The organism is Streptomyces sp. NPDC038280 (genome assembly GCF_055600045.1).
On sequence record NZ_JBVJYZ010000015.1, the window covers coordinates 12,810 to 36,315 of the forward strand.

24 protein-coding genes and 1 tRNA gene are annotated in these 23,506 nt (G+C 71.3%); 9 read left to right on the forward strand and 16 right to left on the reverse strand.

The window, feature by feature from the left end; all coding sequences use genetic code 11:
- Positions 1-82: 82 nt before the first annotated feature.
- The 4 genes from mshC to ACZ7J0_RS25805 form a co-directional block, all read right to left on the reverse strand.
- The gene (gene mshC / locus ACZ7J0_RS25790) at positions 83-1,312 is read right to left on the reverse strand and encodes a cysteine--1-D-myo-inosityl 2-amino-2-deoxy-alpha-D-glucopyranoside ligase (RefSeq protein ID WP_470891158.1); all 1,230 of its coding nucleotides are present in this window, start codon (positions 1,310-1,312) and stop codon (positions 83-85) included.
- A gap of 152 nt (positions 1,313-1,464) precedes the next feature.
- A complete protein-coding gene (locus ACZ7J0_RS25795; protein ID WP_470891160.1) occupies positions 1,465-2,289 on the reverse strand; it encodes an SCO1664 family protein in 825 nt (274 codons plus the stop codon).
- Positions 2,253-2,843, reverse strand: a complete 591-nt coding sequence (locus ACZ7J0_RS25800; protein ID WP_470891162.1) for a DUF3090 domain-containing protein — start codon at positions 2,841-2,843, stop codon at positions 2,253-2,255. Before ACZ7J0_RS25800 ends, ACZ7J0_RS25795 begins: the two co-directional genes overlap by 37 nt.
- A gap of 132 nt (positions 2,844-2,975) precedes the next feature.
- A complete protein-coding gene (locus ACZ7J0_RS25805; RefSeq protein ID WP_470891164.1) occupies positions 2,976-3,686 on the reverse strand; it encodes a histidine phosphatase family protein in 711 nt (236 codons plus the stop codon).
- A gap of 62 nt (positions 3,687-3,748) precedes the next feature.
- On the opposite strand from ACZ7J0_RS25805, the gene corA reads away from it, so the two are divergent.
- Positions 3,749-4,741, forward strand: a complete 993-nt coding sequence (gene corA / locus ACZ7J0_RS25810; protein WP_470891406.1) for a magnesium/cobalt transporter CorA — start codon at positions 3,749-3,751, stop codon at positions 4,739-4,741.
- Positions 4,742-4,767: 26 nt separating this feature from the next.
- Here the strand turns inward: corA and ACZ7J0_RS25815 are convergent, their stop codons facing one another.
- A complete protein-coding gene (locus ACZ7J0_RS25815; RefSeq protein ID WP_470891166.1) occupies positions 4,768-5,553 on the reverse strand; it encodes a ferritin-like domain-containing protein in 786 nt (261 codons plus the stop codon).
- A 305-nt stretch (positions 5,554-5,858) separates the two neighbouring features.
- A complete protein-coding gene (locus ACZ7J0_RS25820) occupies positions 5,859-6,908 on the reverse strand; it encodes an LLM class F420-dependent oxidoreductase (RefSeq protein ID WP_470891168.1) in 1,050 nt (349 codons plus the stop codon).
- A gap of 130 nt (positions 6,909-7,038) precedes the next feature.
- Here ACZ7J0_RS25820 and ACZ7J0_RS25825 point away from each other — a divergent pair, with 130 nt between their 5' ends.
- Together ACZ7J0_RS25825 and ACZ7J0_RS25830 are read left to right on the forward strand one after the other, a co-directional pair.
- Positions 7,039-8,028: an aldo/keto reductase gene (locus ACZ7J0_RS25825; RefSeq protein ID WP_470891170.1), complete on the forward strand. Its 990-nt coding sequence runs from the start codon at positions 7,039-7,041 to the stop codon at positions 8,026-8,028.
- Positions 8,025-10,283: a helix-hairpin-helix domain-containing protein gene (locus ACZ7J0_RS25830; RefSeq protein ID WP_470891172.1), complete on the forward strand. Its 2,259-nt coding sequence runs from the start codon at positions 8,025-8,027 to the stop codon at positions 10,281-10,283. The genes ACZ7J0_RS25825 and ACZ7J0_RS25830 overlap by 4 nt, the downstream gene beginning before the upstream one ends.
- Positions 10,284-10,345: 62 nt before the next feature.
- Here ACZ7J0_RS25830 and ACZ7J0_RS25835 read toward each other — a convergent pair whose 3' ends face one another.
- Positions 10,346-10,999: a hypothetical protein gene (locus tag ACZ7J0_RS25835; RefSeq protein ID WP_470891174.1), complete on the reverse strand. Its 654-nt coding sequence runs from the start codon at positions 10,997-10,999 to the stop codon at positions 10,346-10,348.
- A gap of 47 nt (positions 11,000-11,046) precedes the next feature.
- Here ACZ7J0_RS25835 and ACZ7J0_RS25840 point away from each other — a divergent pair, with 47 nt between their 5' ends.
- Positions 11,047-11,235: a DUF5703 family protein gene (locus tag ACZ7J0_RS25840; RefSeq protein ID WP_470891176.1), complete on the forward strand. Its 189-nt coding sequence runs from the start codon at positions 11,047-11,049 to the stop codon at positions 11,233-11,235.
- Positions 11,236-11,328: 93 nt separating this feature from the next.
- Here ACZ7J0_RS25840 and ACZ7J0_RS25845 read toward each other — a convergent pair whose 3' ends face one another.
- The 3 genes from ACZ7J0_RS25845 to ACZ7J0_RS25855 all read right to left on the reverse strand — a co-directional run bounded on the left by ACZ7J0_RS25845 (position 11,329) and on the right by ACZ7J0_RS25855 (position 13,987).
- Positions 11,329-12,126 (reverse strand): chaplin, encoded by a 798-nt coding sequence (locus ACZ7J0_RS25845; RefSeq protein ID WP_470891177.1) that lies wholly within the window; start codon positions 12,124-12,126, stop codon positions 11,329-11,331.
- Between the two features lie 139 nt (positions 12,127-12,265).
- Complete coding sequence (locus ACZ7J0_RS25850) at positions 12,266-12,499, reverse strand: chaplin (protein ID WP_470891179.1); 234 nt, start codon at positions 12,497-12,499, stop codon at positions 12,266-12,268.
- 153 nt (positions 12,500-12,652) lie between these two features.
- On the reverse strand, positions 12,653-13,987 hold the full coding sequence (locus tag ACZ7J0_RS25855; protein WP_470891181.1) for a M20/M25/M40 family metallo-hydrolase: 1,335 nt from the start codon (positions 13,985-13,987) through the stop codon (positions 12,653-12,655).
- Between the two features lie 223 nt (positions 13,988-14,210).
- Here ACZ7J0_RS25855 and ACZ7J0_RS25860 point away from each other — a divergent pair.
- The 3 genes from ACZ7J0_RS25860 (at position 14,211) to ACZ7J0_RS25870 (ending at position 15,820) form a co-directional block, all read left to right on the forward strand.
- A tRNA-Leu gene (locus ACZ7J0_RS25860) sits at positions 14,211-14,298 on the forward strand.
- A 219-nt stretch (positions 14,299-14,517) separates the two neighbouring features.
- The gene (locus tag ACZ7J0_RS25865) at positions 14,518-14,856 is read left to right on the forward strand and encodes a cupin domain-containing protein (protein WP_470891182.1); all 339 of its coding nucleotides are present in this window, start codon (positions 14,518-14,520) and stop codon (positions 14,854-14,856) included.
- 37 nt (positions 14,857-14,893) lie between these two features.
- Positions 14,894-15,820: an RluA family pseudouridine synthase gene (locus tag ACZ7J0_RS25870; RefSeq protein ID WP_470891184.1), complete on the forward strand. Its 927-nt coding sequence runs from the start codon at positions 14,894-14,896 to the stop codon at positions 15,818-15,820.
- On the opposite strand, the gene ACZ7J0_RS25875 is transcribed toward ACZ7J0_RS25870, so the two are convergent.
- The 4 genes from ACZ7J0_RS25875 to ACZ7J0_RS25890 form a co-directional block, all read right to left on the reverse strand.
- The gene (locus ACZ7J0_RS25875) at positions 15,804-16,433 is read right to left on the reverse strand and encodes an MBL fold metallo-hydrolase (protein WP_470891186.1); all 630 of its coding nucleotides are present in this window, start codon (positions 16,431-16,433) and stop codon (positions 15,804-15,806) included. The two genes, ACZ7J0_RS25870 and ACZ7J0_RS25875, sit on opposite strands and share 17 nt — an antisense overlap.
- Entirely contained in the window at positions 16,433-17,518 is a 1,086-nt protein-coding gene (locus ACZ7J0_RS25880; RefSeq protein WP_470891188.1) for an S-(hydroxymethyl)mycothiol dehydrogenase, read from the reverse strand. The genes ACZ7J0_RS25875 and ACZ7J0_RS25880 overlap by 1 nt, the downstream gene beginning before the upstream one ends.
- 111 nt (positions 17,519-17,629) lie before the next feature.
- Positions 17,630-19,096: an amino acid permease gene (locus ACZ7J0_RS25885; protein WP_470891190.1), complete on the reverse strand. Its 1,467-nt coding sequence runs from the start codon at positions 19,094-19,096 to the stop codon at positions 17,630-17,632.
- A gap of 220 nt (positions 19,097-19,316) precedes the next feature.
- A complete protein-coding gene (locus tag ACZ7J0_RS25890; protein ID WP_470891192.1) occupies positions 19,317-20,018 on the reverse strand; it encodes a FadR/GntR family transcriptional regulator in 702 nt (233 codons plus the stop codon).
- A 139-nt stretch (positions 20,019-20,157) separates the two neighbouring features.
- Between ACZ7J0_RS25890 and ACZ7J0_RS25895 the strand changes: the two genes are divergently transcribed.
- Together ACZ7J0_RS25895 and ACZ7J0_RS25900 are read left to right on the forward strand one after the other, a co-directional pair.
- Positions 20,158-20,682, forward strand: coding sequence for a gluconokinase (locus tag ACZ7J0_RS25895; RefSeq protein WP_470891193.1), 525 nt, complete (start codon positions 20,158-20,160; stop codon positions 20,680-20,682).
- Positions 20,683-20,691: 9 nt separating this feature from the next.
- Complete coding sequence (locus ACZ7J0_RS25900; protein ID WP_470891194.1) at positions 20,692-22,089, forward strand: GntP family permease; 1,398 nt, start codon at positions 20,692-20,694, stop codon at positions 22,087-22,089.
- Here the strand turns inward: ACZ7J0_RS25900 and ACZ7J0_RS25905 are convergent.
- Together ACZ7J0_RS25905 and ACZ7J0_RS25910 are read right to left on the reverse strand one after the other, a co-directional pair.
- Positions 22,075-22,674 (reverse strand): cytochrome b/b6 domain-containing protein, encoded by a 600-nt coding sequence (locus tag ACZ7J0_RS25905; protein ID WP_470891195.1) that lies wholly within the window; start codon positions 22,672-22,674, stop codon positions 22,075-22,077. The genes ACZ7J0_RS25900 and ACZ7J0_RS25905 overlap by 15 nt on opposite strands.
- Complete coding sequence (locus ACZ7J0_RS25910) at positions 22,616-23,362, reverse strand: molybdopterin-dependent oxidoreductase (RefSeq protein ID WP_470891196.1); 747 nt, start codon at positions 23,360-23,362, stop codon at positions 22,616-22,618. Before ACZ7J0_RS25910 ends, ACZ7J0_RS25905 begins: the two co-directional genes overlap by 59 nt.
- Positions 23,363-23,506: the final 144 nt, after the last annotated feature.

The following is a 23,506-nucleotide window of genomic DNA, read 5'->3' on the forward strand; positions in this document are numbered from 1 at the left end:
AAGGACAAAACGGAACCGCCCTTGGACTTCGACGAGAAGTCCAAGGGCGGCTGCGTGAAAGGGTGTTGCGCGGAGCTGCTTGTTACAGGGCCACACCGAGCAGTGCGTCGACGGTGCGCGAGACGAGTCCCGGCGCGCCCTCGTCCGTACCGCCCTCGACCCGCTGCCGCTCGGCCCAGCGGTCGACGGCCGCGAGGGCGGCCGGCGCGTCGAGGTCGTTCGCGAGCGCCTCGCGAACCTCCTCGACCAGGGCGTCGGCCAACGGACCGTCGGGCCGCGAGACGGCGGCGCGCCAGCGGCCGAGCCGCTCCAGAGCGTCCTCGAGGACCTGGTCGGTCCACTCCCAGTCCGCGCGGTAGTGGTGCGAGAGAAGCGCGAGCCGGATGGCCGCCGGGTCCACGCCGTCACGCCGCAGCGCGGAGACGAAGACCAGGTTGCCCTTGGACTTGGACATCTTCTCGCCGTTCAGGGCGACCATGCCGGCGTGCACATAGGCCTTGGCCATGGGGAACTCGCCGGTCAGCGCCTGGGCGTGCGAGGCGCCCATCTCGTGGTGCGGGAACACCAGGTCGGACCCGCCGCCCTGCACGTCGAAACCCATGCCGAGGTGGTCCAGGGCGATGGCGACGCACTCGATGTGCCAGCCGGGCCGGCCGGGGCCGAGGCTCGCGCCGTCCCAGCTCGGCTCGCCCTCGCGGGCGGCCATCCAGAGCATCGGGTCGAGCGGGTTCTTCTTGCCGGGCCGCTCGGGGTCGCCGCCACGCTCGGCGGAGAGCCGCCGCATCAGCTCGGCGTCGTAGTGCGACACCTCGCCGAAGTGCGGGTCGGCCTCGACGGAGAAGTAGATGTCGCCCTCGAGCTCATAGGCGGCGCCCGCGTCCCGCAGCCGCTCGACGAGCGGCACGATGCCGGGTATCGCCTCGACGGCGCCGATGTAGTGCTGGGGCGGCAGCATCCGCAGAGCGGTCATGTCCTCGCGGAACAGGGACGTCTCGCGCTCGGCGAGCCCGACCCAGTCGATGCCGTCGCGGAGGGCGCGCTCCAGGAGCGGATCGTCCACGTCGGTCACGTTCTGGACGTAGTGAACCTGCCGCTTGTTGTCGAGCCACACGCGCTGCACGAGGTCGAACGCGTTGTAGGTCGCCGCGTGACCCATGTGGGTCGCGTCGTACGGCGTGATGCCGCACACATAGATACGGGCGACGGGACCGGGATCCAGGGTCACGGGACCCCCGGTCGCGGTGTCGTGGATCCGGAGGTCGCGGCCCTTGCCGGGCAGGGCGGGGACCTCAGAAGCGGGCCAGGCATGCATGTCTTGAGCGTAACCGGACGCATGTTCCGGATACGAACCGGATCCGGGATCTTGACCGATTAGGCGCTCTTGCGATGCGGCGGCGTGCGTGCATGGCGGAACGTACCGGGGCAGAGCGGACCGGGGCCCGCTCGCCGGGCGAACCGACCAGGTCAGACCGGGGGCCAGGGGATGGCGGGCCACTGCCCGGACGGCTCCGGGTGGACTCCGGTCGCCCGGAGCCTGCCCACCCGGGCGCGGACCGCGTCGATCTCGGCGGCGGTCAGCAGTTCCGCCAGCCGGGTGGCGAGAGGAGTGCCGGCCGCGAGGTCGGCGTCCAGCCGGTCGAGCACCGCGGACGCCTCGGCCGGCAGCGGTTCGCCCGCCCATCCCCACAGCAGCGTGCGGAGCTTGTCGTCGACGTTGAAGGTGACGCCGTGGTCGATGGCGTACAGCCGCCCGTCGGGGGCAGGCAGCAGATGACCGCCCTTGCGGTCACCGTTGTTGATCACCGCGTCGAGCACCGAGAGGCGGCGCAGCACGGGATCGTCGGCGTGGACCAGGAGCGCGGTGCGGTCCTCGTCGACCTGGGCGAGGCCGACCGCCTTCCAGCCGTCCCCCGGTTCGTCGTCCTCGACCAGGGCGAGCAGCGAGGAGACCGACGAGGGAGCCGTCTCGATCCAGAGCTGGCACATGCCCTCGCCGTAGGGCCCGTCGCGCAGAACGGTCGGCGGTACGAGTCCCCAGCCGGTGGCCTCGGAGAGTTCGTAGGCGGCGACCTCCCGCTGGGCCAGCGTCCCGTCCGGGAAGTCCCACAGCGGCCGCTCGCCCGCCACCGGCTTGTAGACGCAGTGCGCCTCTTCGCCCTCGTACGCGACCGAGCAGTACAGCACCGCGTTGGACGCCTCGCGGACCTGGCCCCGGACGGTCAGCTCGCCCTTGACGAGGAGGTCGAGCACGCTCACGCCCCCCGGCGGTATCCGTTCTGGCGCGGGCATACGTGTCCTTCCGGGTCGAGCGGCAGGCTGCACAGCGGGCACGGCGGGCGGCCGGCGTTGACCACGTCCAGGGCGCGCTTGGCGAAGGCCCTGGCCTGCGCCCCGGTCAGCCGGACCCGGAGCATCGGCGGGCCGTTCTCCTCGTCCTGGAGCAGCCGCTCCTCGGCCTCGGCGAGATCTTCCTCGGAGTCGACGTCGAGCTCGACGAGGGCCTGCGCCTCGACGATCATCCGCTGGTCCTCGCCGTCCCAGGCCAGGGCCATGGTGCCGACGCGGAACTCCTCCTCCACCGGGGCGTCAAGCGGCGCGGTGTCGGAGACCTCGGCGGGGGCGACGGCCGGCACAGGCGCGTTGCCGCCGGTGCGCCGGACGACCTCGTCGAGCAGTTCGTCGATCCGCTCGGCGAGCGCGGCGACCTGGGTCTTCTCCAGGGCGACGCTGGTGACCCGTCCCGCGGCGGAGGCCTGCAGGAAGAACGTACGGCGGCCAGGCAGCCCGACCGTACCGGCCACGAAGCGCTCCGGCGGGTCGTAGAGGAACACCTGACGGGACACGTTCCTGTCTCCCTTGTGAATCGACGGCCGGGATTCGGCGGCTGTCGGGCTAGCGACGGCAATCGGGCCGTGGGGCCCCGGGGTTGTCCCCGTGGCCGTGCGGCGGCCCGTCCACCCTACTGCGCGAAGCGATCACGGTGCGCCCGCACCGCCCCCTACCTCCGCGGCCCCGCTGTCGCCGGCCCCCGCGGTGCCCTCGCCTGCCGTCTCGCGCGGAGCGAGCGCACCGAAATCACCGGTGTCGCCGAGCCGGACCAGGAAGGGCCGCAGCCGGGTGTAGCGGATGGCGGTCACCGAGCACGGGTCCACATGAATCCGCTGGAAGAGGTCGAGATGCATGCCGAGCGCGTCGGCGACGATCGACTTGATGATGTCGCCGTGCGAGCACATCACATACGCCGCGTCCTCGCCGTGCTCGCGGTCGATCCGCTCGTTCCACTCCCGTACGGCCTCGACGGCACGCGCCTGCATGGCCCGCATCGACTCGCCGCCGGGGAAGGCGGCCGCCGAGGCGTGGTGCTGGACGATCTCCATCAGCGGCTCGTCGGAGAGCTCGGCGAGCTTGCGACCGGACCAGTCGCCGTAGTCGCACTCGCCGATCCGGTCCTCCGTGTGGAGCGTCAGCTCCGGGCGGGCGTCGAGCAGGGGCTGCAGGGTCTCCCGGCAGCGCTGGAGGGGGCTGCTGACGGCGGCGGCGAGCGGCACGGAGGCCAGTCGCCCGGGGAGCGCGGCGGCCTGGGCGGCGCCGCGCTCGTCGAGCGCGACCCCGGGGGTCCAGCCCGCGAGGATCCCGGCGGTGTTGGCGGTGGACCGTCCATGACGGACGAGGATCAGCGTGGCCATGCCCGCCAGCCTAGAAGGCCGGGGGCGAACGCGTATGTGCGAGGTGCCCGGGAGCGGGAAGAATACCCGCCGTGATCGTGGACTGCGCCATTTACCGGGACGGAAGCCGCACGGAAGGACCCTCCGATCTGTCGGACGCGCTCGATGAGGCGCGGGCGGCCGGGGACTCCTTCCTGTGGATAGGGCTGCATGAGCCGACGGAGAAGGAGTTCGCGCATGTCTCCGAGGAGTTCGGCCTGCACCCGCTGGCCGTCGAGGACGCGCTGAAGGCCCATCAGCGGCCGAAGATGGAGGTCTACGACGACTCGCTCTTCGTGGTGCTCAAGCCGGTGGTGTACGAGCCGGAGAGCGACCGCGTGACCACGGACGAGCTGATGGTGTTCATGGGCGATTCGTTCGTGGTGACCGTCCGGCACGGGGAGAGCGCGCCGCTGGGGGACGTACGCCGGCGGCTGGAGGCCGCGCCGGATGTCCTGCGGCACGGGCCGACGGCCGTGCTCTACGCGGTGAGCGACGCCGTCGTGGACCACTACACGGAGGTGGCGGCCGAGCTCCAGGTCGACCTGGAGGAGCTGGAGGCGGAGGTCTTCGCACCGAGTGGCGGTAATCCGAAGACGACGGCGGCGAGGATCTACACGGCCAAACGGCAGGTACTGGAGTTCCGCCGGGCGACCGGTCCGCTGATGGGCCCGATGGCACGCCTCGCGGGCGGGACCGTGCCGTTTGTGAACGTCGAGTCGCAGCCCTTCTTCCGGGACGTCGGCGACCATCTGACGCGTGCCAATGAGCAGGTGGAGGGGCTGGACCGGCTGCTGTCGGACGTCCTGTCGGCGCACCTCGCGCAGATGGGGGTGCGGCAGAACGACGACATGCGCAAGATCTCCGCGTGGGCGGCGATGGCCGCGGTGCCGACGATGGTCGCCGGGGTCTACGGCATGAACTTCGACCACATGCCGGAGCTGGGGTGGGGGTGGTCCTATCCGGCGGTGGTGCTGCTGATGGCCGGCGTGGTGTTCGGTCTCTTCCGGCTGTTCAAGCGGCGGGGCTGGCTCTAGGGAGTGTCCTGCGGATCCTGCCGGGCTCAGAACGCCGGGGCGGGCTTGGCCGGCCCGCCGAGCGCGTCGCGCCGCTCGGGCATCCTGAGATCGACCATGCGCCGCCAGCCGCCGGCCCGCTCGAAGGCGTGCATGCCGCGGATTCCCGCGGTGAGCGCGGCCGACTTGGCCTTCGGCCAGCCGAGCAGGGGCCCCATGTGGGCCATGACGGCGAGGCTGACGTCGCGGTAGATCCTGATCTCGGTGAGAGCGCACTCGCGCAGGGTGCGCTGGATGGCGCGGCCGACCCCGGCGTAGGCGAGGCGCAGCAACTCCTCGTGGCAGTAGGACAGATGGTTCGTCTCGTCTTCGCTGATGATCCGGATCGCCTTGCCGACCTCGGGGTGGTCGCCGAAATTTTTCATGAGCATGACCATCTGATCGGCGGCGCGTTGTTCGGTGACGCGGCTGTGCGAGAGGTAGACGAGGATGTCCTCCTCGGTCAGCGGCTCCTCGCGGCGCAGCTTGTCGTGGGCGAGGCCGATGCCGCTCCTCTCGAGCAGCATGGTGTAGTCGGTCTCCGGGGGCACCTCCACCGGCTTCAGACCGCGCTTCTTGAGCAGCGCGTTGAAGATCCGGCCGTGCTTGTCCTCGTCCGCGCCGTGCCGGGTGATCTTGGGCGCGAGGTGCCGCATGCTCTCGGGGACGAGCGCGGCGATCCGCGCGTTCTCCCAGCCCCCCTGGGTCTCGCCGCTGGCGGCGATGGAGCAGAACAGCTGGAACGAGTCGTCGCTGTCGATGATTTCCTGGAACAGGCTTCGGGCCGAGAGCATCACTGCCACCTCCATGCGGGCGTGCGCATGGAACGAGTGAAATCCGGGACGGGGGGCCCGGCAACAGGTGGGCGCGGTGGCTGCGCCAAAAGAATGACTCCGAGGAGCGCGCGCCAGTAACCCCGGGGGGCCGTGACGCGTTGTGCTGCGTGACGGCCGTGGCGGGGAAGACCCCCCGAGCCCCCACCACGGCCGCAGACTTGCTTTCGGCTCTCCCAGCGCGCACCCGGCTCTCCCAGCGCCCACCCGGGTCCGCCACGCGACCCGGGCACCACGGCCGCAGACTTGCCCTCGGCCCCTCGTTGTTACGCCAGGCCCGCCCGCTCCAGGGCTTCGGTGCCGGCGCGGAGGGCCGCGAGGCGCTCCTCGAGGGTGAAGCCCGCCGGGGCGAGCGTCAGAGTCGTGACACCGGCCTCCGCGTACGCGCTCATCCGGTCCGCGATCCGCTCCACGGAACCCAGCAGCGTCGTCTGGTCGATCAGCTGCTGCGGCACGGCGGCGGCGGCTCCCGCCTTGTCCCCCGCGAGGTACTTCTCCTGGATCTCGGCGGCTTCCTTCTCATAGCCCATGCGCTGCGCGAGCTGGTTGTAGAAGTTCTGCTTGCGGCTGCCCATGCCCCCCACATAGAGCGCGGTGTACGGGCGGAACATGTCGGCGAGGCCCGGGATGTCGTCGCCGAGAGCCACCGCCAGCGTCGGATGGACGTCGAAGCCGTCCATCGTCTTCCCGGCCTTCTCGCGGCCCGCTCGGATGTGGCGGATCGCCGTGTCCTCCAGGTGCTCGGCGGAGGGGAAGATCAGCAGGGCACCATCGGCGATCTCGCCCGTCTGCTCCAGGTTCTTGGGGCCGATGGCGGCGATGTAGAGCGGGATGTGCTCCCGCTCCGGGTGCACGGTCAGCTTGATCGGCTTGCCCGGGCCGTCCGGCAGCGGCAGCGTCCAGTGCTCGCCCTCGTAGGAGAGCCGCTCGCGGGACATCGCCTTGCGGACGATCTCGACGTACTCCCGGGTGCGGGCCAGCGGCTTGTCGAACTTCACGCCGTACCAGCCCTCGGAGACCTGCGGCCCGGACACACCGAGGCCCAGCCGGAACCGGCCGCCCGAGAGCGAGTCGAGGGTGGCGGCCGTCATGGCGGTCATCGCCGGCTGGCGGGCCGGAATCTGCATGATCGCCGAGCCGATGTCGATGGACTCCGTCTGCGCGGCGACCCAGGACAGCACCGTGGGGGCGTCGGAGCCGTACGCCTCGGCGGCCCAGCAGACGTCGTAGCCGAGGCGGTCCGCCTCCTGGGCGACCGCGAGGTTGTCGCCGTCCATGCCCGCGCCCCAGTAGCCGAGGTTGATGCCGAGCCGCATAAACGCTCCCTCTTTACTGATCAGTAACGTCCCTGTGGCGGGGACTCTAGCGCGCGGGTGCCGGATTCGTCAGGGGGAGGTTGTCCACAGGCTCTCTCCGCGTGGGGTCTTGGCCAGTAATCTCGCGCCCATGGAGCAGAGGCATCTCGGCCGAACGGGCCTGCGCGTGTCACGGATCGGGCTCGGCACCCTCACCTGGGGCCGGGGTACCGAGGAGCACGACGCCGCCGACCAGTTGAAGGCCTTCTGGGACGCCGGCGGCACGCTGGTGGACACGGCGGACGTGTACGGCGGCGGGGAGGCGGAGTATCTGCTCGGCCGGCTCATGGAGCGGCTCGTCCCCCGGCGCGATCTGGTCGTCGCCACCAAGGCGGGCAGCGTGCCGGACCCGGACCCGGGACGGCGGTTCGACGCCTCGCGCGGGCATCTCCTGGCGGCGCTCGACGCCTCCCTCGCCCGGCTCGGTACCGACTACGTGGACCTGTGGCAGATCCACGCCTTCGACCCGCACACCCCGCTGGAGGAAACGCTTCAGGCACTGGACATCGCGGTGGCCACCGGGCGCGCCCGGTACGCGGGCGTGTCGAACTTCTGCGGATGGCAGCTCGCCAAGGCCGCGACCTGGCAGCTGTCCGCACCGGGGACGCGGACCCGGCTGGCGGCCACACAGATGGAGTACTCGCTGCTCCAGCGCGGCATCGAGCGCGAGGTGCTGCCCGCCGCGCTGGACCTCGGGATAGGGCTGCTGCCGTCCTCACCCCTGGGGCGCGGGGTGCTGACGGGCAAGTACCGCAAGGCGACTCCGGCCGACTCGAGGGGCGCGTCGGAGACGATGGCGCCCTTCGTGGAGCCGTATCTGGACGACGCGGCGAGCAGGATCGTGGACGCGGTGGCGACGGCCGCGGACGGGCTCGCCGCCACTCCTCTGCATGTGGCGCTGGCATGGGTGCGGGACCGACCCGGGGTGACGGCCCCGATCGTGGGCGCGCGCAACGCGCAGCAGCTCGCGGCGGCGTTGTCAGTGGAGAGCCTTAGTCTTCCTGACGAGATCTGCCAGGCGCTCGACGACGTGTCGGCGCCCGTGCACCGCTATCCCGATCAGGACTGGAGCACGCTGTGACTGTGCCTTCCCGGGGAACCGCCCCCGGACCCCCGGCCGAGGACGACGCCGTCGAGACCGGCGAGCCCGGCGTCGACGCGGAGACGGCCGCGGAGGAGGCCGGGTCCCCGGCCGAGGCCGAATCCCGGCCGGGGACCGAGGAGAACGCGGGGACCGAAGCCGACGGCCCGGCGGAGAGCGTCGACGGGGATGCTGCGGAGGCGGCGCAGGAGACGGCTCAGCTGTCCGAGGCCGCGGCCGAGCTGGCCGCCCAGCGGGAGCTGCGGGAGCGGATCGAGCAGCGCAAGGCCGAGAAGGCGGGACCGGTCGAGGCGGGCACCAAGCTGAGCGGCAAGGCCGCCGACCTGCTCGCGGCGGTTCGGGCCGTGGAGAGCGGCGAGAAGTCGGGCAGCGCGTTCTACGACTCCCCGGCACCCGAGCCCCGGCGTCCCGCACCCCCCGCCGTCACCCCGGCGAGGCCCCCGGTCCCCGAGGCGGCGCAGGCGCCGGTCCGCGCCGTCGCTCCCGAGACGTTGGAGTCCGTACGGGGCGTGCTGGCCAGGGGTGGCGCGCCCGAGTCGCTCGCGGCGAAGGTCGCCGGGGTACTGGGCGAGTCGGCCGCGGACGTATTGACCGAGGACCCGTGGCAGCTGCTCTCGGTGCCGGGAGTCCGGCCCGAGCAAGCCGACGGCTTCGCGCGGGCGCTGCTCGGCGACGCCTGCGGCCCCGGTGATCCGCGCCGGGCGACCGCGCTCGTGGGCTGGCTGCTGGAGCGCGCCGCGCTCCAGGGGCACACGGCTCTCGAACTGGCGGCGGTGCGCGCGGCGCTCGCGGAGCGCAAGGTGCCGGACCCGGCGGAAGCCGTGCGGCAGGCCGTCGCCGAGGCCGTGGTGCTGGTGTTCCAGGAGGAGCAGGAGGACCTCGGCGTCGAGGCGCCCGAGGGGGATGCCGACGAAGAGACCGGCGGAGAGACCGGCCGGGAGGCACCGTCGGCGGAGGAGAGCGGCGAAGCCGCGCCGGTGCTGCTGGGCCTCGACCGGTACGCGCTGGCCGAGGAGTCGCTGGCCGACGGGCTCGCCCGGCTCGTCAGGACGGGCCCCTCGGACAGCTGGGACGAGGCGGCGGCCGCCGCGCCCTCGCCGTCGGCGGCCGAGCTGATCCGCGCGTGCGCCGGTCACGGCCTCGTCGCCCACACCGGCGGTGACGCCGCACGCGCCGAGCCGGTCGCGCTGGCCGCCGCCGCGCGCGAGCTGGGCCTGCGAACCGTCGTGGCGACACACAGCGACAACGGGGCACGGAGGCTCGGCGCGGCGGCCGGAGCCGTCACCGTGGCCGCTCTGCTGTCGGGGACCGGCGGACCGGGGCGGGACGCGGAGGGGACCTTCGCACTCGACCTCCTGATCGTCCTGGACGGCCCCCAGCTGGACGTGGAGACGGCCGCGATGCTGGTGGAGTCGCTGCCGGACGGCTGTCGGCTGGTACTCAGCGGCGACCCGGGAGTGCTCGGGTCGGCGGGCGCGGGCCGGGTGTTCGGGGATGTGCTGGCCGCTCGGGTGTGCCCGCAGATCGCCTCGCGGACACCCGATCCGGGCCCGATCGGCGAGTTGGTCTCCGGGGTCGGGATCGGGGAGCTGAACCCGGTCGAGGCGCCGGGCAAGGAGGTCGTGATCGTCCCGGTCAAGGACGCGGGCGAGGCGGTGCACCGCGCGGTGCAGCTGGTCGCCGACTCGGTGCCCCGGGCCTTCGGCATCCCGTCCGAGCAGACCCAGGTCATCACCGTGGGGCACGGCGGCTCGGCCGGAACGCGGGCGCTGAACACCGCGCTCAAGCAACGGCTCAACCCGGGGCCCGGCCGGTTCGGCGGTTTCGACCCGGGCGACCGGGTGGCGTACTCACCCGCGCCCGGTCGCACGCTGGCCGGGACGGTCGTCTCGGCGGACGCCGAGGGCCTGCGGCTCGACTGCGAGGGCGACCCGGTCGTCGTGCCGAAGGAGCGGGTCGAGTCGGCGGTCCGCCACGGCTGGGCGCTGACCGCGCACCAGGCGGCGGGCATGCGCTGGCCGGCGGCGGTCGTGGTGCTGCCGGGCGACGCCGCGCAGGGGCTGAGCCGCGCCTGGGTGTACACCGCCTTCGGACGCGGTGAGCGCCATCTCTCGGTGGTACAGGGCGTGGACCAGGCGCTGCCCCGGGCGGTGGCTGCCGTTGCGTCCCAGGACCGTACGACGCGGCTGCGGCCGCTCCTCGAAGGGCTGCTGAGCGTGGCTGCCGCCGAATAAGAACCGAAACAGGGAGGTGGGGGTACCGATGCCGGTACCCCCACCGAACTCCGGGACGCGGGTCAGACGCCTTCGGTGTCGTCCTCCCCGTGCTCCTCGAGGTCGTCGTCGAACACGGCGCTGACGTCGAAGCGGCAGACGATGCTCTCGGGATCCGCCTGGTCGAACGGCGTGGTCAGCCACTCTCCGGGGTCGGGCAGTTCCTCGGCGGCGGTGACCCACAGGGTGGAGTCGCCCTCTTCGAGACCGAACTCCTTGTGGCGGGAGGCGATTTCGTCCGGTTCGAACTCGCCGAACAGCACACCGAGGGCCGCGTGGACGCTGGCCCCGACCGCGGGCACGTCCTGCGTCCCTTCGTCGTCCGGGTCGAGGTCGGCGATGCGCTGCGCCTGGGCGAGCAGGCGGTGGGGCTCGACCACCGCGTAGTCGCGGCGGATCAGCACGCTGAGGGCGTTCGGTTCCTCGGGGCCCGCGTAGGGCGGCATGGAGTCGTCGGCGCCCGGGATCTCGAAGGGCGTGACCTCGTCGTACCGGTCGTAGAGGCGCTCGTCGTACGCCTCGGCGGCCGCGGCGAGGGCGTTGAACGCGCTGTAGACGGCCGGGTCGTCATCGCCCGTACGGCGTTCCACCGCCTCCAGATGACGGTCCAGTGCGGCTTTGACCGCCTCGGCGGCGGCACGTACCTCGGCAGCGGTGGGCTGCGCAGCATCAGACATGGAACAGACGCTATCCGTACAGGGGCTCTGCCCGCACAATAGATGCGATGCCGGAATACGAATTTGTCGACGTGTACGTGCCGCGCGGTGTCTCCCGCCAGGAGGCGACGCGCCTGCTGACCGACCATGCCGAGTACGGACACTGGGAGTTGGACCGCCTGAGCCTGCACCGGGACGGCAGTCGCAGGGTGCGGCTGCGCCGGCGCATCATCCGCCAGATCCGCGCCACCTGGTGAGACCCCGTCCCCACGATGTGGGACGGAGCACATACGAAGGAGCGGGCCCCGCGACGGCGGGGCCCGCTCCGTGCGCTTGTCGCGCGGACCGCGTTACTGGGCGGACCGGCGGGCGCGGCGGTAGAGCACCGCACCGCCGAGCAGCAGAGCCGCTCCGGCCGGGATCACCGCGGCGAGCGGACCGGAACCGGTCTGCGCGAGCTCCTCGGTGGCGCCGGACGGCGGCGTGACGGTCTGGGGGCCGGGCAGGTTGGGCTCGTTCGGCTCGCCGGGCTTACCCGGGGTGCCGGGGTTGCCGGGCTCACCGGGGTGACCGGGGTTACCCGGCTCTCCCGGGTGGCCCGGATTGCCGGGGTTGCCGGGGTTACCAGGGTTGCCGGGGTTGCCGGGGTTGCCGGGGTTACCCGGGTTGCCGGGGTTACCCGGGTTTCCGGGCTCGCCCGGGTGGCCCGGGCGCTCGACGCCCGACCCGTTGGCGCACTTGTTGCCGATGGAGGGGTTGAGCACCCCGACGACGTCCACGGTGTTGCCGCAGGCGTTCACCGGCGCGTGCACGGGGACCTGCACCGTGTTGCCGGACGCGACCCCACCGGAGTTCGTGGTCTTCCCCGACGCGCTCGAACCGGACGCGCTGTGGCCCGGCTTCTTCGAGACATTGGCGCACTTGTTGCCGATGGAGGGGTTGAGCACCCCGACGACGTTCACGGTGTTGCCGCAGGCGTTCACCGGCGCGTGCACGGGGACCTGGACGGTGTTTCCGGAGGCGATGCCCCCGGAATTCGACGTCTCACCACGGGCGTTCGAATCGGCGTGAGCATATCCGCCGCCGAGGGCGAGTACGCCGCCCGCGGCCGCCACAATGATCAGGCCTTTGCGGGTGACCTGTCGCATAGCTTGTTCCCTGCCTTCTAGGCTTCCGAAATGCCGCCGGGCGGATCACCCGGAGGCGAAATACCCACGGGCCCCGGAGCGCATGGCGTGCACTCCGGGGCCGACCGGGCTCAGACCCTCAAGGGGTTGAGGCCCAACGTCACTTGTTGATGCAGGTGTTGCCGAAGGTGGGGTTCAGCAGCCCGATCACGTTCACTGTGTTGCCGCACACGTTCACCGGCACGTGGATGGGGGCCTGGATGACGTTGCCGGAGAGCAGGCCACCAGAGTTGATGGCGGCACCCTGCGCACCAGAGTCGGCAACGGCCATACCGGCGCTCGCGAGCACCAGACCGCCAGTGGCAGCCGCAGCGGCGACAACCTTCTTGATCATTATTCCTCCTTGTTGGCAATGCGATCCCAGCCGCGGACCGCACCACCTGTAACGAGGGGGAAGTAATCAGGCTACGAGCTTATGAGTTCATTCACCCTTTCCGGTAACGGGCGTACGCACGGCCGAATTTCGGAGCCCTGACGTGGGGCGTTGTCAGGAGGCGTCGATGAAACGGTCGAGTACGCGCGCACCGAACTTCAGCCCGTCCACGGGAACACGCTCGTCCACGCCGTGGAACATTCCGGCGAAGTCCAGCTCCGGCGGCAGCTTGAGCGGTGCGAAGCCGAAGCAGCGGATGCCGAGGTCGTCGAAGGACTTGGCGTCCGTACCGCCGGAGAGCATGTACGGCACGGCCCTGGCGATCGGGTCCTCGGCCCGCAGCGCCAGCTGCATGGCGTCCACGAGGTCGCCGTCGAAGCTGGTCTCCAGGGCCTTGTCGCCGTGCACGTCCTCACGCTTCACTCGCGGTCCGAGGATCCGGTCGAGGTCGGCGAGGAACTCGTCCTCGTAACCGGGCAGGAAGCGGCCGTCGACATGGGCGGTGGCCTGGCCGGGGATGACATTGACCTTGTACCCGGCGCCGAGCATGGTCGGCGCGGCCGAGTTCCGCAGGGTGGCGCCGATCATCTTGGCGATGCCGCCGAGCTTGGCGAGGGTGGCCTCCATGTCCTCCGGGTCGAGCGGAGTGCCCAGCGCGTCGGAGAGCTCGTCGAGGAAGGACCGGACGGTCTTGGTCATCCGCACCGGCCACTGGTGGCGCCCGAGCCGTCCGACGGCCTCGCAGAGCTCGGTGATCGCGTTGTCGTTGTTCGTCATCGAGCCGTGGCCGGCGGTGCCCTCGACGGTGAGGCGCATCCAGTGCATGCCCTTCTGCGCCGTCTCGACGAGATAGAGGCGCAGGTTCTCGTTGACGGTGAAGGAGAAGCCGCCGACCTCGCCGATCGCCTCGGTCACGCCGTCGAAGAGGTCCCGGTGCTTGTCGACCAGGTACCGGGCTCCGTAGGTGCCGCCGGCCTCCTCGTCGGCGAGGAACGCGAGCACGATGTCGCGCGGGGGCTTGCGGCCGCTGCGCATCCGGTCCCGGACGACCGCGAGGGTCATCGCGTCCATGTCCTTCATGTCGACGGCGCCCCGACCCCAGACACAGCCGTCGGCGATCTCGCCGGAGAAGGGGTGGTGGGTCCAGTCCTCGGCGTTGGCCGGAACGACGTCGGTGTGGCCGTGGATGAGGAGGGCCGGCCGGGACGGGTCCTCACCCTCGATCCTGGCGACGGTGGAGGCGCGCCCCTTGTGGGACTCGATGATCTTCGGATCGAGGCCGACCTCGGCCAGCTTCTCGGCGACGTACTCGGCCGCGGCCCGCTCCCCCGGGCCGGAGTGGTCTCCGTAGTTGCTGGTGTCGATGCGGATGAGGTCGCGACAGAGGTCCACGACCTCGTTCTCGGCGGTCTCGCCGTTGCCGCTCCGGGCCGTGTTCGACTCGCTCACGCTGCTTCCTCCCACTGTCACTGCTGGTGGTCCCCCACATCCTCCCGCGCGCCGCCCCGGGACCCAAGAGCGGCCCTGTCCTGACACAGGCCCGTCACACGGGCCCCGGGCGGGCCCCTGGCGGGGGCGAAGGGGAGGTGACCGGGGGGTGATCAGGCACCTCTGAATGTTTGCTATGGTTTTCCACGTCGGAACGGCCGCAGGGCCGCGAGACAGACACCTTGTCCGGGTGGCGGAATGGCAGACGCGCTAGCTTGAGGTGCTAGTGCCCTTTATCGGGCGTGGGGGTTCAAGTCCCCCCTCGGACACCATGCGAAGACCGGTCGGGCCCTCGGGCCCGGCCGGTCTTTCTGTGTTCCCGGGCCCGCTGCGGTGCGTCCGTTCGGCCCACGGCCCGCCCTTCCCCCCTCCCGTTCGATTCCCGTCGACCCGCGCGCCGGTGTGGCAGTGCCGGGTGATCGGGGTACGTACGTACGGTCGTGGCGCGTGGCACAGCGCGTTTCCGCACGAGGAATGAGAGGCAAGGAGGCATGGACGTGGAGAAGTTCTCTCTGGAGGCCGTGGGCCGGGAGCAGCTGAAGGCGGCGCAGGCGGCGGCGTCCGGGCGCAGTGCGACCACCGTGGTGGGCGGCCACGAGCGGATCCTGCGGCAGACGGTCGTCGCGATGACGGCCGGGAGCACGCAGAGCGAGCACGAGACCCCCGCCGGGGAGGCGACGGTGCTGGTGCGGACCGGGCGGATCCGGCTCGACGCCGAGGGACACGTGTGGGAGGGCCGCGACGGGGATCTGCTGGTGGTGCCGGTGTCGGCGCACACGGTGGAGGCGCTGGAGGACTCGGTGTTCCTGCTGACGGTGGCGATGCGCTGACCGGCGGCCGCCGTGGGGCGGCGGATATCGTTCCCGGGTGAGACGCAGAACGCGGACCCCCGAGGCGCCGCTTCCCCAGCGGGCCGGGATCGACCCGGCGCGGCTCCGGCTGCCCGAGGATCCCGGGGGCGCCTGGGCGACGGTCCGTGACCATCTGGTCGAGCGGTTCGCCGGTGCCATCGGCGTGGACCGGGTCGACGCGATGCTGAGCGAGGGCCGCTTCGTCGGTACGGACGGGCCGGTCACGGCCGGGGAGCCGTACCGGCCGGGGATGCGTCTGTGGTTCCACCGCGACTTCCCGCCCGAGGTTCCGGTGCCGTTCGGGATCGGGATCGTGTACCGGGACGAGCGGATCGTCGTCGCCGACAAGCCTCATTTCCTGGCGACGATGCCGCGCGGGCGGCATGTGACCGAGACGGCGCTGGCCCGGCTGCGCCGCGATCTGGGTCTGCAGCGGTTGCAGCCCGCGCACCGTCTCGACCGGCTGACGGCGGGCCTGGTGCTGTTCGTCGTCCGCCCGGAGGACCGGGGGGCGTATCAGACGCTGTTCCGGGACCGGGCGGTGCGCAAGGTGTACGAGGCGGTGGCACCGTACGACCCGGCTCTGGCGCTGCCGGTGACGGTGCGCAGCAGGATCGTGAAGGAGCGCGGGGTCATGGCGGCGCGCGAGGAGCCGGGCGAGCCGAACAGCGAGAGCCGCGTCGAGCTCATCGGGCACGCGGGCGGGCTCGGCCGGTACCGGCTGCTGCCGGCCACCGGCCGCACCCATCAGCTGCGGGTCCATATGAACCGGCTGGGTGTGCCGATCCTGAACGACCCGGTCTATCCGGTGGTGGCCGACGACGGGCCGGAGGACTTCACGCGTCCGCTGCAACTGCTCGCGCGGACACTGGAGTTCGCCGACCCGGTCTCGGGCGAGCCACGGCGGTTCGAGAGCCGGCTGCGGCTCAGTGGCCTCGCTTGATCCATTCCTCCAGGTGAGGCGCTTCGGCACCGATCGTGGTGGTGTCGCCGTGCCCGGTGCGGGCGACGGTGTCCGGGGGCAGGGTGAGCAGCCGGTCCCGGATCGAGTCGATGATCGTCGGGAAGTCGGAGAAGGAGCGGCCCGTGGCGCCGGGGCCGCCCTGGAAGAGCGTGTCCCCGGTGAAGACCGTCCCGAGGTCGGGGGCGTACAGGCAGACCGCGCCGGGCGCGTGGCCCGGGGTGTGGAGCACGGTCAGGTCGGTGCCGGCGATTGTGAGGGTCTGGCCGTCGGCGAGGTCGCCGTCGGGCGAGTGGCCGGGGTGGGTCTGTTTCCACAGCGGCTGGTCGTCGGGGTGCAGCAGGATCCGGGCGCCGGTGGCGGCGGCGAGGGCGGGGGCCGCGTCGATGTGGTCGTTGTGGGCGTGGGTGCAGACGATGGCCCGCAGGGCGCGTCCGCCGAGGGCGGCGAGGATCGCGGGGGCGTCGTGGGCGGCGTCGATGACGATCGCCTCCGCGTCGTCACCGACGATCCAGACGTTGTTGTCGACGTCCCAGGTGCCCCCGTCGAGGCTGAAGGTGCCGGAGGTGACGAGTCGGTCGATGCGGGCGGTCATCAGAACACCACCACCGAGCGCAGGACGTCGCCCTCGTGCATCCGGGCGAAGGCCTTCTCGATGTCGCCGAGCCCGATGGTCTCGGTGACGAACGCGCCGAGGTCGATGCGGCCCTGCTGGTGCAGGTCGATGAGCATCGGGAAGTCGCGGGAGGGCAGGCAGTCGCCGTACCAGGAGGACTTCAGGGAGCCGCCGCGGCCGAAGACGTCGAGGAGGGGCAGTTCGAGCTTCATCTCCGGGGTGGGTACGCCGACGAGGACGACCGTGCCGGCGAGGTCGCGGGCGTAGAAGGCCTGCTGGTAGGTCTCGGGGCGGCCGACGGCCTCGATGACGACATCGGCGCCGAAGCCGCCGGTGAGTGCGCGTACGGCCTCGACGGGGTCGGTGGTGCGGGAGTTCACGGTGTGCGTGGCGCCCATGGCCTTCGCCGTCTCCAGCTTGCGGTCGTCGATGTCGACGGCGATGATCCGGGCCGCGCCCGCGAGCCTGGCGCCGACGACGGCCGCGTCGCCGACCCCGCCGCAGCCGATGACGGCGACCGAGTCGCCGCGGCCGACGTTGCCGGTGTTGAGGGCGGCGCCGATGCCGGCCATGACGCCGCAGCCGAGGAGGCCGGCGACAGCGGGCGCGACGGCGGGGTCGACCTTGGTGCACTGCCCGGAGGCGACCAGCGTCTTCTCGGCGAAGGCGCCGATGCCGAGGGCGGGCGAGAGCTCGGTGCCTCCGAGGAGGGTCATCTTCTGCCGGGCGTTGTGGGTGTCGAAGCAGTACCAGGGCCGGCCGCGCAGACAGGCCCGGCAGCGGCCGCACACCGCACGCCAGTTGAGGATCACGAAGTCGCCCGGGGCGACGTCGGTGACGCCCTCGCCGACCTCTTCGACGATGCCCGCGGCCTCGTGGCCGAGCAGGAAGGGGAAGTCGTCGTTGATGCCTCCCTGCTTGTAGTGCAGATCGGTGTGACAGACCCCGCACGCCTGGATCCCGACCACCGCTTCACCGGGGCCCGGGTCGGGGATGACGATCGTCTCCACCCGCACCGGTTCGTTCCTTCCGGGGGCGACAACTCCCTGGACCTGCTGCGGCATCGCGTCTTCCCTTCCTCGGCAAGCTGTTCGGTACCACTATCACGTGCCATGGCACGCGAAAGGCCCCTGTGGGAGCGATCTCCCGCAGGGGCCTTGCGTGATGCGCCCGGGTCAGTCGTTGTGCGGGGCGGCCGTCCGCGCGACGCGCTTGCGGACCAGGTACCAGCCGGCGACCAGCATGACCGCGATGAGCGGCAGGCAGGCGACGGTGGTGCGGCCGATGCCGCCGTCCATCCACATCAGGACGACCACGGAGGCGAGGAAGCCGAGCGTGACGATCTGCGTGTACGGCGCCCAGGGCAGGTTGTAGCCGGGGCGGGTGACCTTGCCCTCCTTGGAGCGGCGGTAGAACAGCAGCGAGCAGACCATGATCATGGCCCAGGTGCCGAGGATGCCGATGGAGGCGAAGTTGAGAACGAGCTCGAAGGCGTCGCCCGGCATGAGGTAGTTCAGTACGACACCGAGGACACCGAAGCCCGCGGTCAGCAGGATGCCGCCGTAGGGCACGCCGCCCTTGTTCATGACGCCGGTGAACTTGGGCGCGGAGCCGGACAGCGACATGGAGCGCAGGATGCGGCCGGTGGAGTAGAGACCGGAGTTGAGGCTGGAGAGCGCGGCCGTGAGGACGACGAGGTTCATCACGCCGGCGCCGCCCGGGATGCCGAGCTTCTCGAAGACGGTGACGAAGGGGCTCTGGTCGCCGGAGTACGCGGTGTACGGAAGCAGCAGGGCGAGCAGGACGACCGAGCCGACGTAGAACAGGCCGACACGCCACATGATCGAGTTGATCGCCTTCGGCATGATCTTCTCGGGGCTCTCGGTCTCACCGGCGGCGACGCCGCACAGCTCGACGGAGGCGTAGGCGAAGACGACGCCCTGGACCAGGAGCAGCATCGGCATCACGCCGCTGGGGAAGATGCCGCCGTTGTCCGTGATGGTGGCGAGGCCCGGAGTGTGGCCGCCGATCTCGTGCTGGGTGACGACCAGGAAGATGCCGATCAGCATGAAGGCGACGAGTGCGCCGACCTTGATGATCGCGAACCAGAACTCCATCTCGCCGAAGTACTTCACCGAGATGAGGTTGGCGGCGAGGACCACCGCGAGGGCGATCAGGGCCAGGACCCACTGCGGGACGTCGCTGAACATGGCCCAGAAGTGGGCGTAGGTGGCAGCCGCGGTGATGTCGGCGATGGCGGTGGTCGACCAGTTCAGGAAGTACAGCCAGCCCGCCGTGTAGGCGCCCTTCTCGCCCATGAACTCACGGGCGTAGGAGACGAAGGCTCCGGAGGAGGGGCGGTACAGGACCAGCTCGCCGAGGGCGCGCACCACGAAGAAGGCGAAGACTCCGCAGACCGCGTACGCGATGAAGAGGGAGGGTCCGGCGTTCGCCATCCGGCCACCGGCGCCGAGGAAGAGGCCGGTGCCGATGGCGCCGCCGATGGCGATCATGTTGATGTGCCGTGACTTCAGGTCCTTGCGGTACCCGGCGTCACCGGCGTCGATGTGGGGGGACGCTGGGGCCGCCGGTGCGGTGGCGGACAGCGTGTGGTCGGCCGCAGTGAGCGTGCGGTCACTCATGGAGTTGTTCGCCTTCGTGAGGGGATTGCGGTACCCGGCCGTGTCGCCGCGTGATGAGGGGTGGTCATCGCGCGCGGCGGAGGGCCAGCGCACATAGTCACGGGTGAACCGTGATTTTGGCAGTGGCCAATGTCACGTACGGGCAGATCTGAGGTGTTTTTGAGGTTACCGGGTGGTTTACGGCAGGCGTGACCGGGTGCCCGCCGACGCCCGAAGGGCCTTACGGAGCCAGGACGTCGAGCTCGTGGAGCGCGCCGACGGCGATCTGCCGGGTCAGCTCCTCGGCGCGGGCCGCGTCCCGCTCGCGTACGGCTTCGGCGACCTGGACATGGAGGGTCACGGCGGCGGGATCGGGATCCTCGAACATCACCTGGTGGTGCGTACGGCCGGTGAGCACCTCGGCGACCACATCGCCGAGCCGCGCGAACATCTCGTTGCCGGAGGCGTTGAGGACGACCCGGTGGAAGGCGATGTCATGCACGAGGTACGCCTCCAGTTGGCGGCCGCGCGAGGTGGCCACCATGCCGAGCGCGTGCTCGGTGAGCTCGCGGCACTGCTCGGGGGTGGCGTGGACGGCGGCGAGTCCGGCGGCGACCGGCTCGACCGCGGAGCGCAGGACGGTCAGGGAGCGCAGCTGGCGGGGGCGGTCGGCGCCGGCCAGCCGCCAGCGGATGACCTGGGGGTCGTAGACGTTCCACTGCTCGGTGGGCAGGACGGTCACACCGACGCGGCGGCGGGACTCGACCAGGTGCATGGACTCCAGTACGCGCACGACCTCGCGGACCACCGTGCGGGAGACGTCGAAGCGCTGGGCCAGCTCGTCGGTGCGCAGCACGCTGCCCGGCGGGTACTCCCCCGCGGTGATCGCCAGGCCCAGGGTGGCCAGCACGTGCGTATGGAGCCCCTGGGCCGGTGTCGTCATGGGCTCAGCCTATGCGGGAGCTCACTGCGGCCATAAAAAGTATGACTTTATTGTCACAGGCTCTTGAATACGTCGTACCCAATGGGTTTCATATGCGCGACGGAAGTCGAGGTCGAAGAAGACAGCGAGGCACTGCCCCATGAGCACCACCCCTCTTGCCGGCCCTCCGGTCGTCGTCGTGATGGGCGTCGCCGGGACCGGCAAGACCACCATCGGTCCGCTGGTCGCCGAGGCCCTGGGCGTCCCGTACGCCGAGGGCGACGACTTCCACCCGGCGGCCAACGTGGCCAAGATGTCGGCCGGCGTCCCGCTGGACGACGACGACCGGGGCCCCTGGCTCGACGCCATCGGCGCCTGGGCGCACGGGCGTTCCGGGCTCGGCGGCGTGGTGAGCAGCTCCGCGCTGAAGCGGATCTACCGGGACCGGCTGCGCGCGGCCGCCCCCGGCGCGGTCTTCCTCCATCTGACCGGTGACCGGGAGCTGATCGAGCGCCGGATGTCCGAGCGGCGGGGCCATTTCATGCCCGCCGCGCTGCTCGATTCCCAGTTCGCCACCCTGCAACCCCTGCAGGACGACGAGGCCGGCGTCGCCGTCGATGTCTCCGGCACACCTGAAGAAATCACCGAACGGGCCGTCGCCGCGCTGCGCGCGCTCACAAGCTAAGGAATCACCGTGACCAGTCTCAGCGTCGAGACGCTGGCAGCGGACGCGGCCGAGCCGATCACCTCGGCCGGCAACGCGCAGCTGGGCATCGCCGTGCTCGCGGGCATCGCCGTCATCGTCCTGCTCATCACCACGTTCAAGCTGCACGCCTTCCTGGCCCTGACCATCGGGTCGCTGGCGCTGGGCGTCTTCGCCGGGGCGCCGCTCGCGGCGACCCTGGAGTCCTTCACCACCGGTCTCGGCAAGACGGTCGCCAGCGTCGGCGTGCTGATCGCACTCGGCGCGATCCTCGGCAAACTGCTGGCCGACTCCGGTGGCGCGGACGAGATCGTGGACACCATCCTGGCCAGGGCGAGCGGGCGGGCCATGCCCTGGGCGATGGTGCTGATCGCCTCCGTCATCGGGCTGCCGCTCTTCTTCGAGGTCGGCATCGTGCTGCTGATCCCGGTGGTGCTCCTCGTCGCCAAGCGCGGCAACTACTCCTTGATGCGGATCGGCATTCCGGCGCTGGCCGGACTCTCCGTGATGCACGGGCTGATCCCGCCGCACCCCGGCCCGCTCGTCGCCATCGACGCCATCGGCGCCAACCTCGGGGTCACCCTCGCCCTGGGCGTACTGGTCGCCATACCGACGGTGATCATCGCGGGTCCGCTCTTCTCCCGGTACGCCGCACGGTGGGTCGACATCCAGGCACCCGACCGCATGGTGCCGCAGCGCCCCTCCGAGGATCTGGAGCGCCGACCCGGCTTCGCCGCCACCGTCGTCACCGTGCTGCTGCCCGTGGTCCTGATGCTGGTCAAGGCCCTGGTGGACATCGTGGTCGACGACCCGGACCACGGTCTGCAGAAGGTCACCGACGTCATCGGCTCGCCGCTGATCGCGCTGCTCGCGGCCGTCGTGCTCGGCATGTTCACGCTGGGACGGGCCGCGGGCTTCACCAAGGACCGGCTCTCCTCGACCGTCGAGAAGTCCCTCGCCCCGATCGCGGGCGTGCTGCTGATCGTCGGCGCCGGCGGCGGCTTCAAGCAGACGCTGATCGACGCGGGCGTCGGCCAGATGGTCCTCGACTTCTCCAAGAACTGGTCGATCCCCGCGCTGCTCCTCGCCTGGCTGATCGCGGTGGCGATCCGGCTGGCGACCGGCTCGGCGACGGTGGCGACGATCTCGGCGGCCGGTCTGGTGGCGCCGCTCGCCGCCGACATGTCGACCTCGCACGCGGCACTGCTCGTCCTGGCGATCGGTGCCGGTTCGCTCTTCTTCAGCCATGTGAACGACGCCGGGTTCTGGCTGGTGAAGGAGTACTTCGGAATGACCGTCGGCCAGACGATCAAGACCTGGTCGGTGATGGAGACGATCATCTCGGTGGTCGGCATCGTCTTCGTCCTGCTGCTGTCACTCGTCCTGTAGCCATCCGGGGTGCCGGTCGTGGGCCCACTGGCGCTCGACCGATCCGGTGCGCATGCCCCGGCGTGCCTCCGGATCGGCGAGCGCCTTTCCGATGTGCGCGGCGACCACGATGCCGACCGCGAGGGCCAGCCAGTCGTGGACGAAGGTCGCGCCCGTGCGCCACACGAGCGGGGCGAGACCGGTGAACCACATCAGCAGCCCGGTGCCGAGCATCACGAGGACGGCCCCGGCGATCCACCCCGCGTACAGCTTCTGGCCTTTGCTGAACTTGGGCGAGCCGAGCCGGTTCAGCCGGCGCAGATCGGCGCGCAGCACGCGTGAGGCGAGGCCGAGGAGGAGCGGTACGGGCAGGAGCAGCCCGGCCCACCGGTGGACGGTGACCACGGCGGCGCGGCGGCCGACGAGTTCGGCGAGCTGGGGCACGTACAGCGCGGCTGCCGTCACGACGCACAGCAGTGTCAGGGCGGCTGTGGCGGCGTGGACGAGACGCTGCGGGCGGCCGAAACGCTCCACGCGCTCCGGGAGTTCAGACGGTCGGGGTGTCGCTTCGGCCGTTGGACCGGCCGACCCAGGCGTCGACGTCATAACCCCTCTCCTCCCAGTAGCCGGGTCGCACGTCACGTGTGACGGTGATGCCGGAGAGCCATTTCGCCGATTTGTAGAAGTACATCGGGGCGACATAGAGGCGGACGGGTCCGCCGTGTGCGTGGCTGAGCGGCTGGTCCCGCATGCGCAACGCCACCAGGACGTCGGGACGGCGGGCCTGTTCGAGGGTCAGACTCTCGCTGTACGCGCCGTCGAAGCAGGTGAAGCGGACCGCCCCGGCCCCCGGGCGCACTCCTGCCGCGTCGAGCAGGTGCGAGAGCCGTACGCCTTCGAAGGGCGTCCCGGGGACGCGCCAGCCGGTGACGCACTGGACGTCCTGGACCAGCCGCGTGCGGGGCAGCCTCATGAGGTCCGCCAGCGTGTGGTGCGCGGGCCGCTCGACGAGGCCGTCGACGGTGAGGCGGTAGTCGCCCTCCCCCTTGCGGGGTACCGAGGCGGCGACGGAGTAGTACCGGAAGCCACCGCCGTTGGGCAGCAGGCCGGTCAGGCCGGTGGGGTCCTTGCCGGAGGCGGAGCCGAGGAAGGACTCGAGGCCGCGCTGGAGGTACGGGGCGGACACGACGCCGGCGGCGCCCAGTCCGAGCATGGACAGCAGGAGCCGGCGGCCGATGGGCGGGCCTTCGCGGTCCCGGGGGTCGTCCGGGGGCGCGTCACGGGGTGGGGTCACGGGTCGATTCGAACACCGGGGGAGGCGGAGGGCCAGGGGCGGTGGCGCTTCGTCAGAGTTCCGTCATATTCGGCGCACGCCCCGGGGCGTCTGGATGGGACATCCTGCCGGGCCGACGTCCGGGTGGGCGGACTCTCGTCGGTG

Bases quoted from the DNA above. Each gene is read 5' to 3' on its own strand.
- ACZ7J0_RS25845 (WP_470891177.1), bottom strand. From the start codon at position 12,126: ATGCGACAGGTCACCCGCAAAGGCCTGATCATTGTGGCGGCCGCGGGC.
- ACZ7J0_RS25825 (WP_470891170.1), top strand. From the start codon at position 7,039: ATGGAGCAGAGGCATCTCGGCCGAACGGGCCTGCGCGTGTCACGGATC.
- ACZ7J0_RS25805 (WP_470891164.1), bottom strand. From the start codon at position 3,686: ATGGCCACGCTGATCCTCGTCCGTCATGGACGGTCCACCGCCAACACC.
- ACZ7J0_RS25895 (WP_470891193.1), top strand. From the start codon at position 20,158: ATGAGCACCACCCCTCTTGCCGGCCCTCCGGTCGTCGTCGTGATGGGC.
- ACZ7J0_RS25880 (WP_470891188.1), bottom strand. From the start codon at position 17,518: ATGCCGCAGCAGGTCCAGGGAGTTGTCGCCCCCGGAAGGAACGAACCG.
- ACZ7J0_RS25835 (WP_470891174.1), bottom strand. From the start codon at position 10,999: ATGTCTGATGCTGCGCAGCCCACCGCTGCCGAGGTACGTGCCGCCGCC.
- ACZ7J0_RS25820 (WP_470891168.1), bottom strand. From the start codon at position 6,908: ATGCGGCTCGGCATCAACCTCGGCTACTGGGGCGCGGGCATGGACGGC.
- ACZ7J0_RS25815 (WP_470891166.1), bottom strand. From the start codon at position 5,553: ATGCTCTCGGCCCGAAGCCTGTTCCAGGAAATCATCGACAGCGACGAC.
- ACZ7J0_RS25850 (WP_470891179.1), bottom strand. From the start codon at position 12,499: ATGATCAAGAAGGTTGTCGCCGCTGCGGCTGCCACTGGCGGTCTGGTG.
- ACZ7J0_RS25840 (WP_470891176.1), top strand. From the start codon at position 11,047: ATGCCGGAATACGAATTTGTCGACGTGTACGTGCCGCGCGGTGTCTCC.
- ACZ7J0_RS25890 (WP_470891192.1), bottom strand. From the start codon at position 20,018: ATGACGACACCGGCCCAGGGGCTCCATACGCACGTGCTGGCCACCCTG.
- ACZ7J0_RS25905 (WP_470891195.1), bottom strand. From the start codon at position 22,674: ATGACGTCGACGCCTGGGTCGGCCGGTCCAACGGCCGAAGCGACACCC.
- mshC (WP_470891158.1), bottom strand. From the start codon at position 1,312: ATGCATGCCTGGCCCGCTTCTGAGGTCCCCGCCCTGCCCGGCAAGGGC.
- ACZ7J0_RS25795 (WP_470891160.1), bottom strand. From the start codon at position 2,289: ATGCCCGCGCCAGAACGGATACCGCCGGGGGGCGTGAGCGTGCTCGAC.
- ACZ7J0_RS25865 (WP_470891182.1), top strand. From the start codon at position 14,518: ATGGACGTGGAGAAGTTCTCTCTGGAGGCCGTGGGCCGGGAGCAGCTG.
- ACZ7J0_RS25885 (WP_470891190.1), bottom strand. From the start codon at position 19,096: ATGAGTGACCGCACGCTCACTGCGGCCGACCACACGCTGTCCGCCACC.
- ACZ7J0_RS25875 (WP_470891186.1), bottom strand. From the start codon at position 16,433: ATGACCGCCCGCATCGACCGACTCGTCACCTCCGGCACCTTCAGCCTC.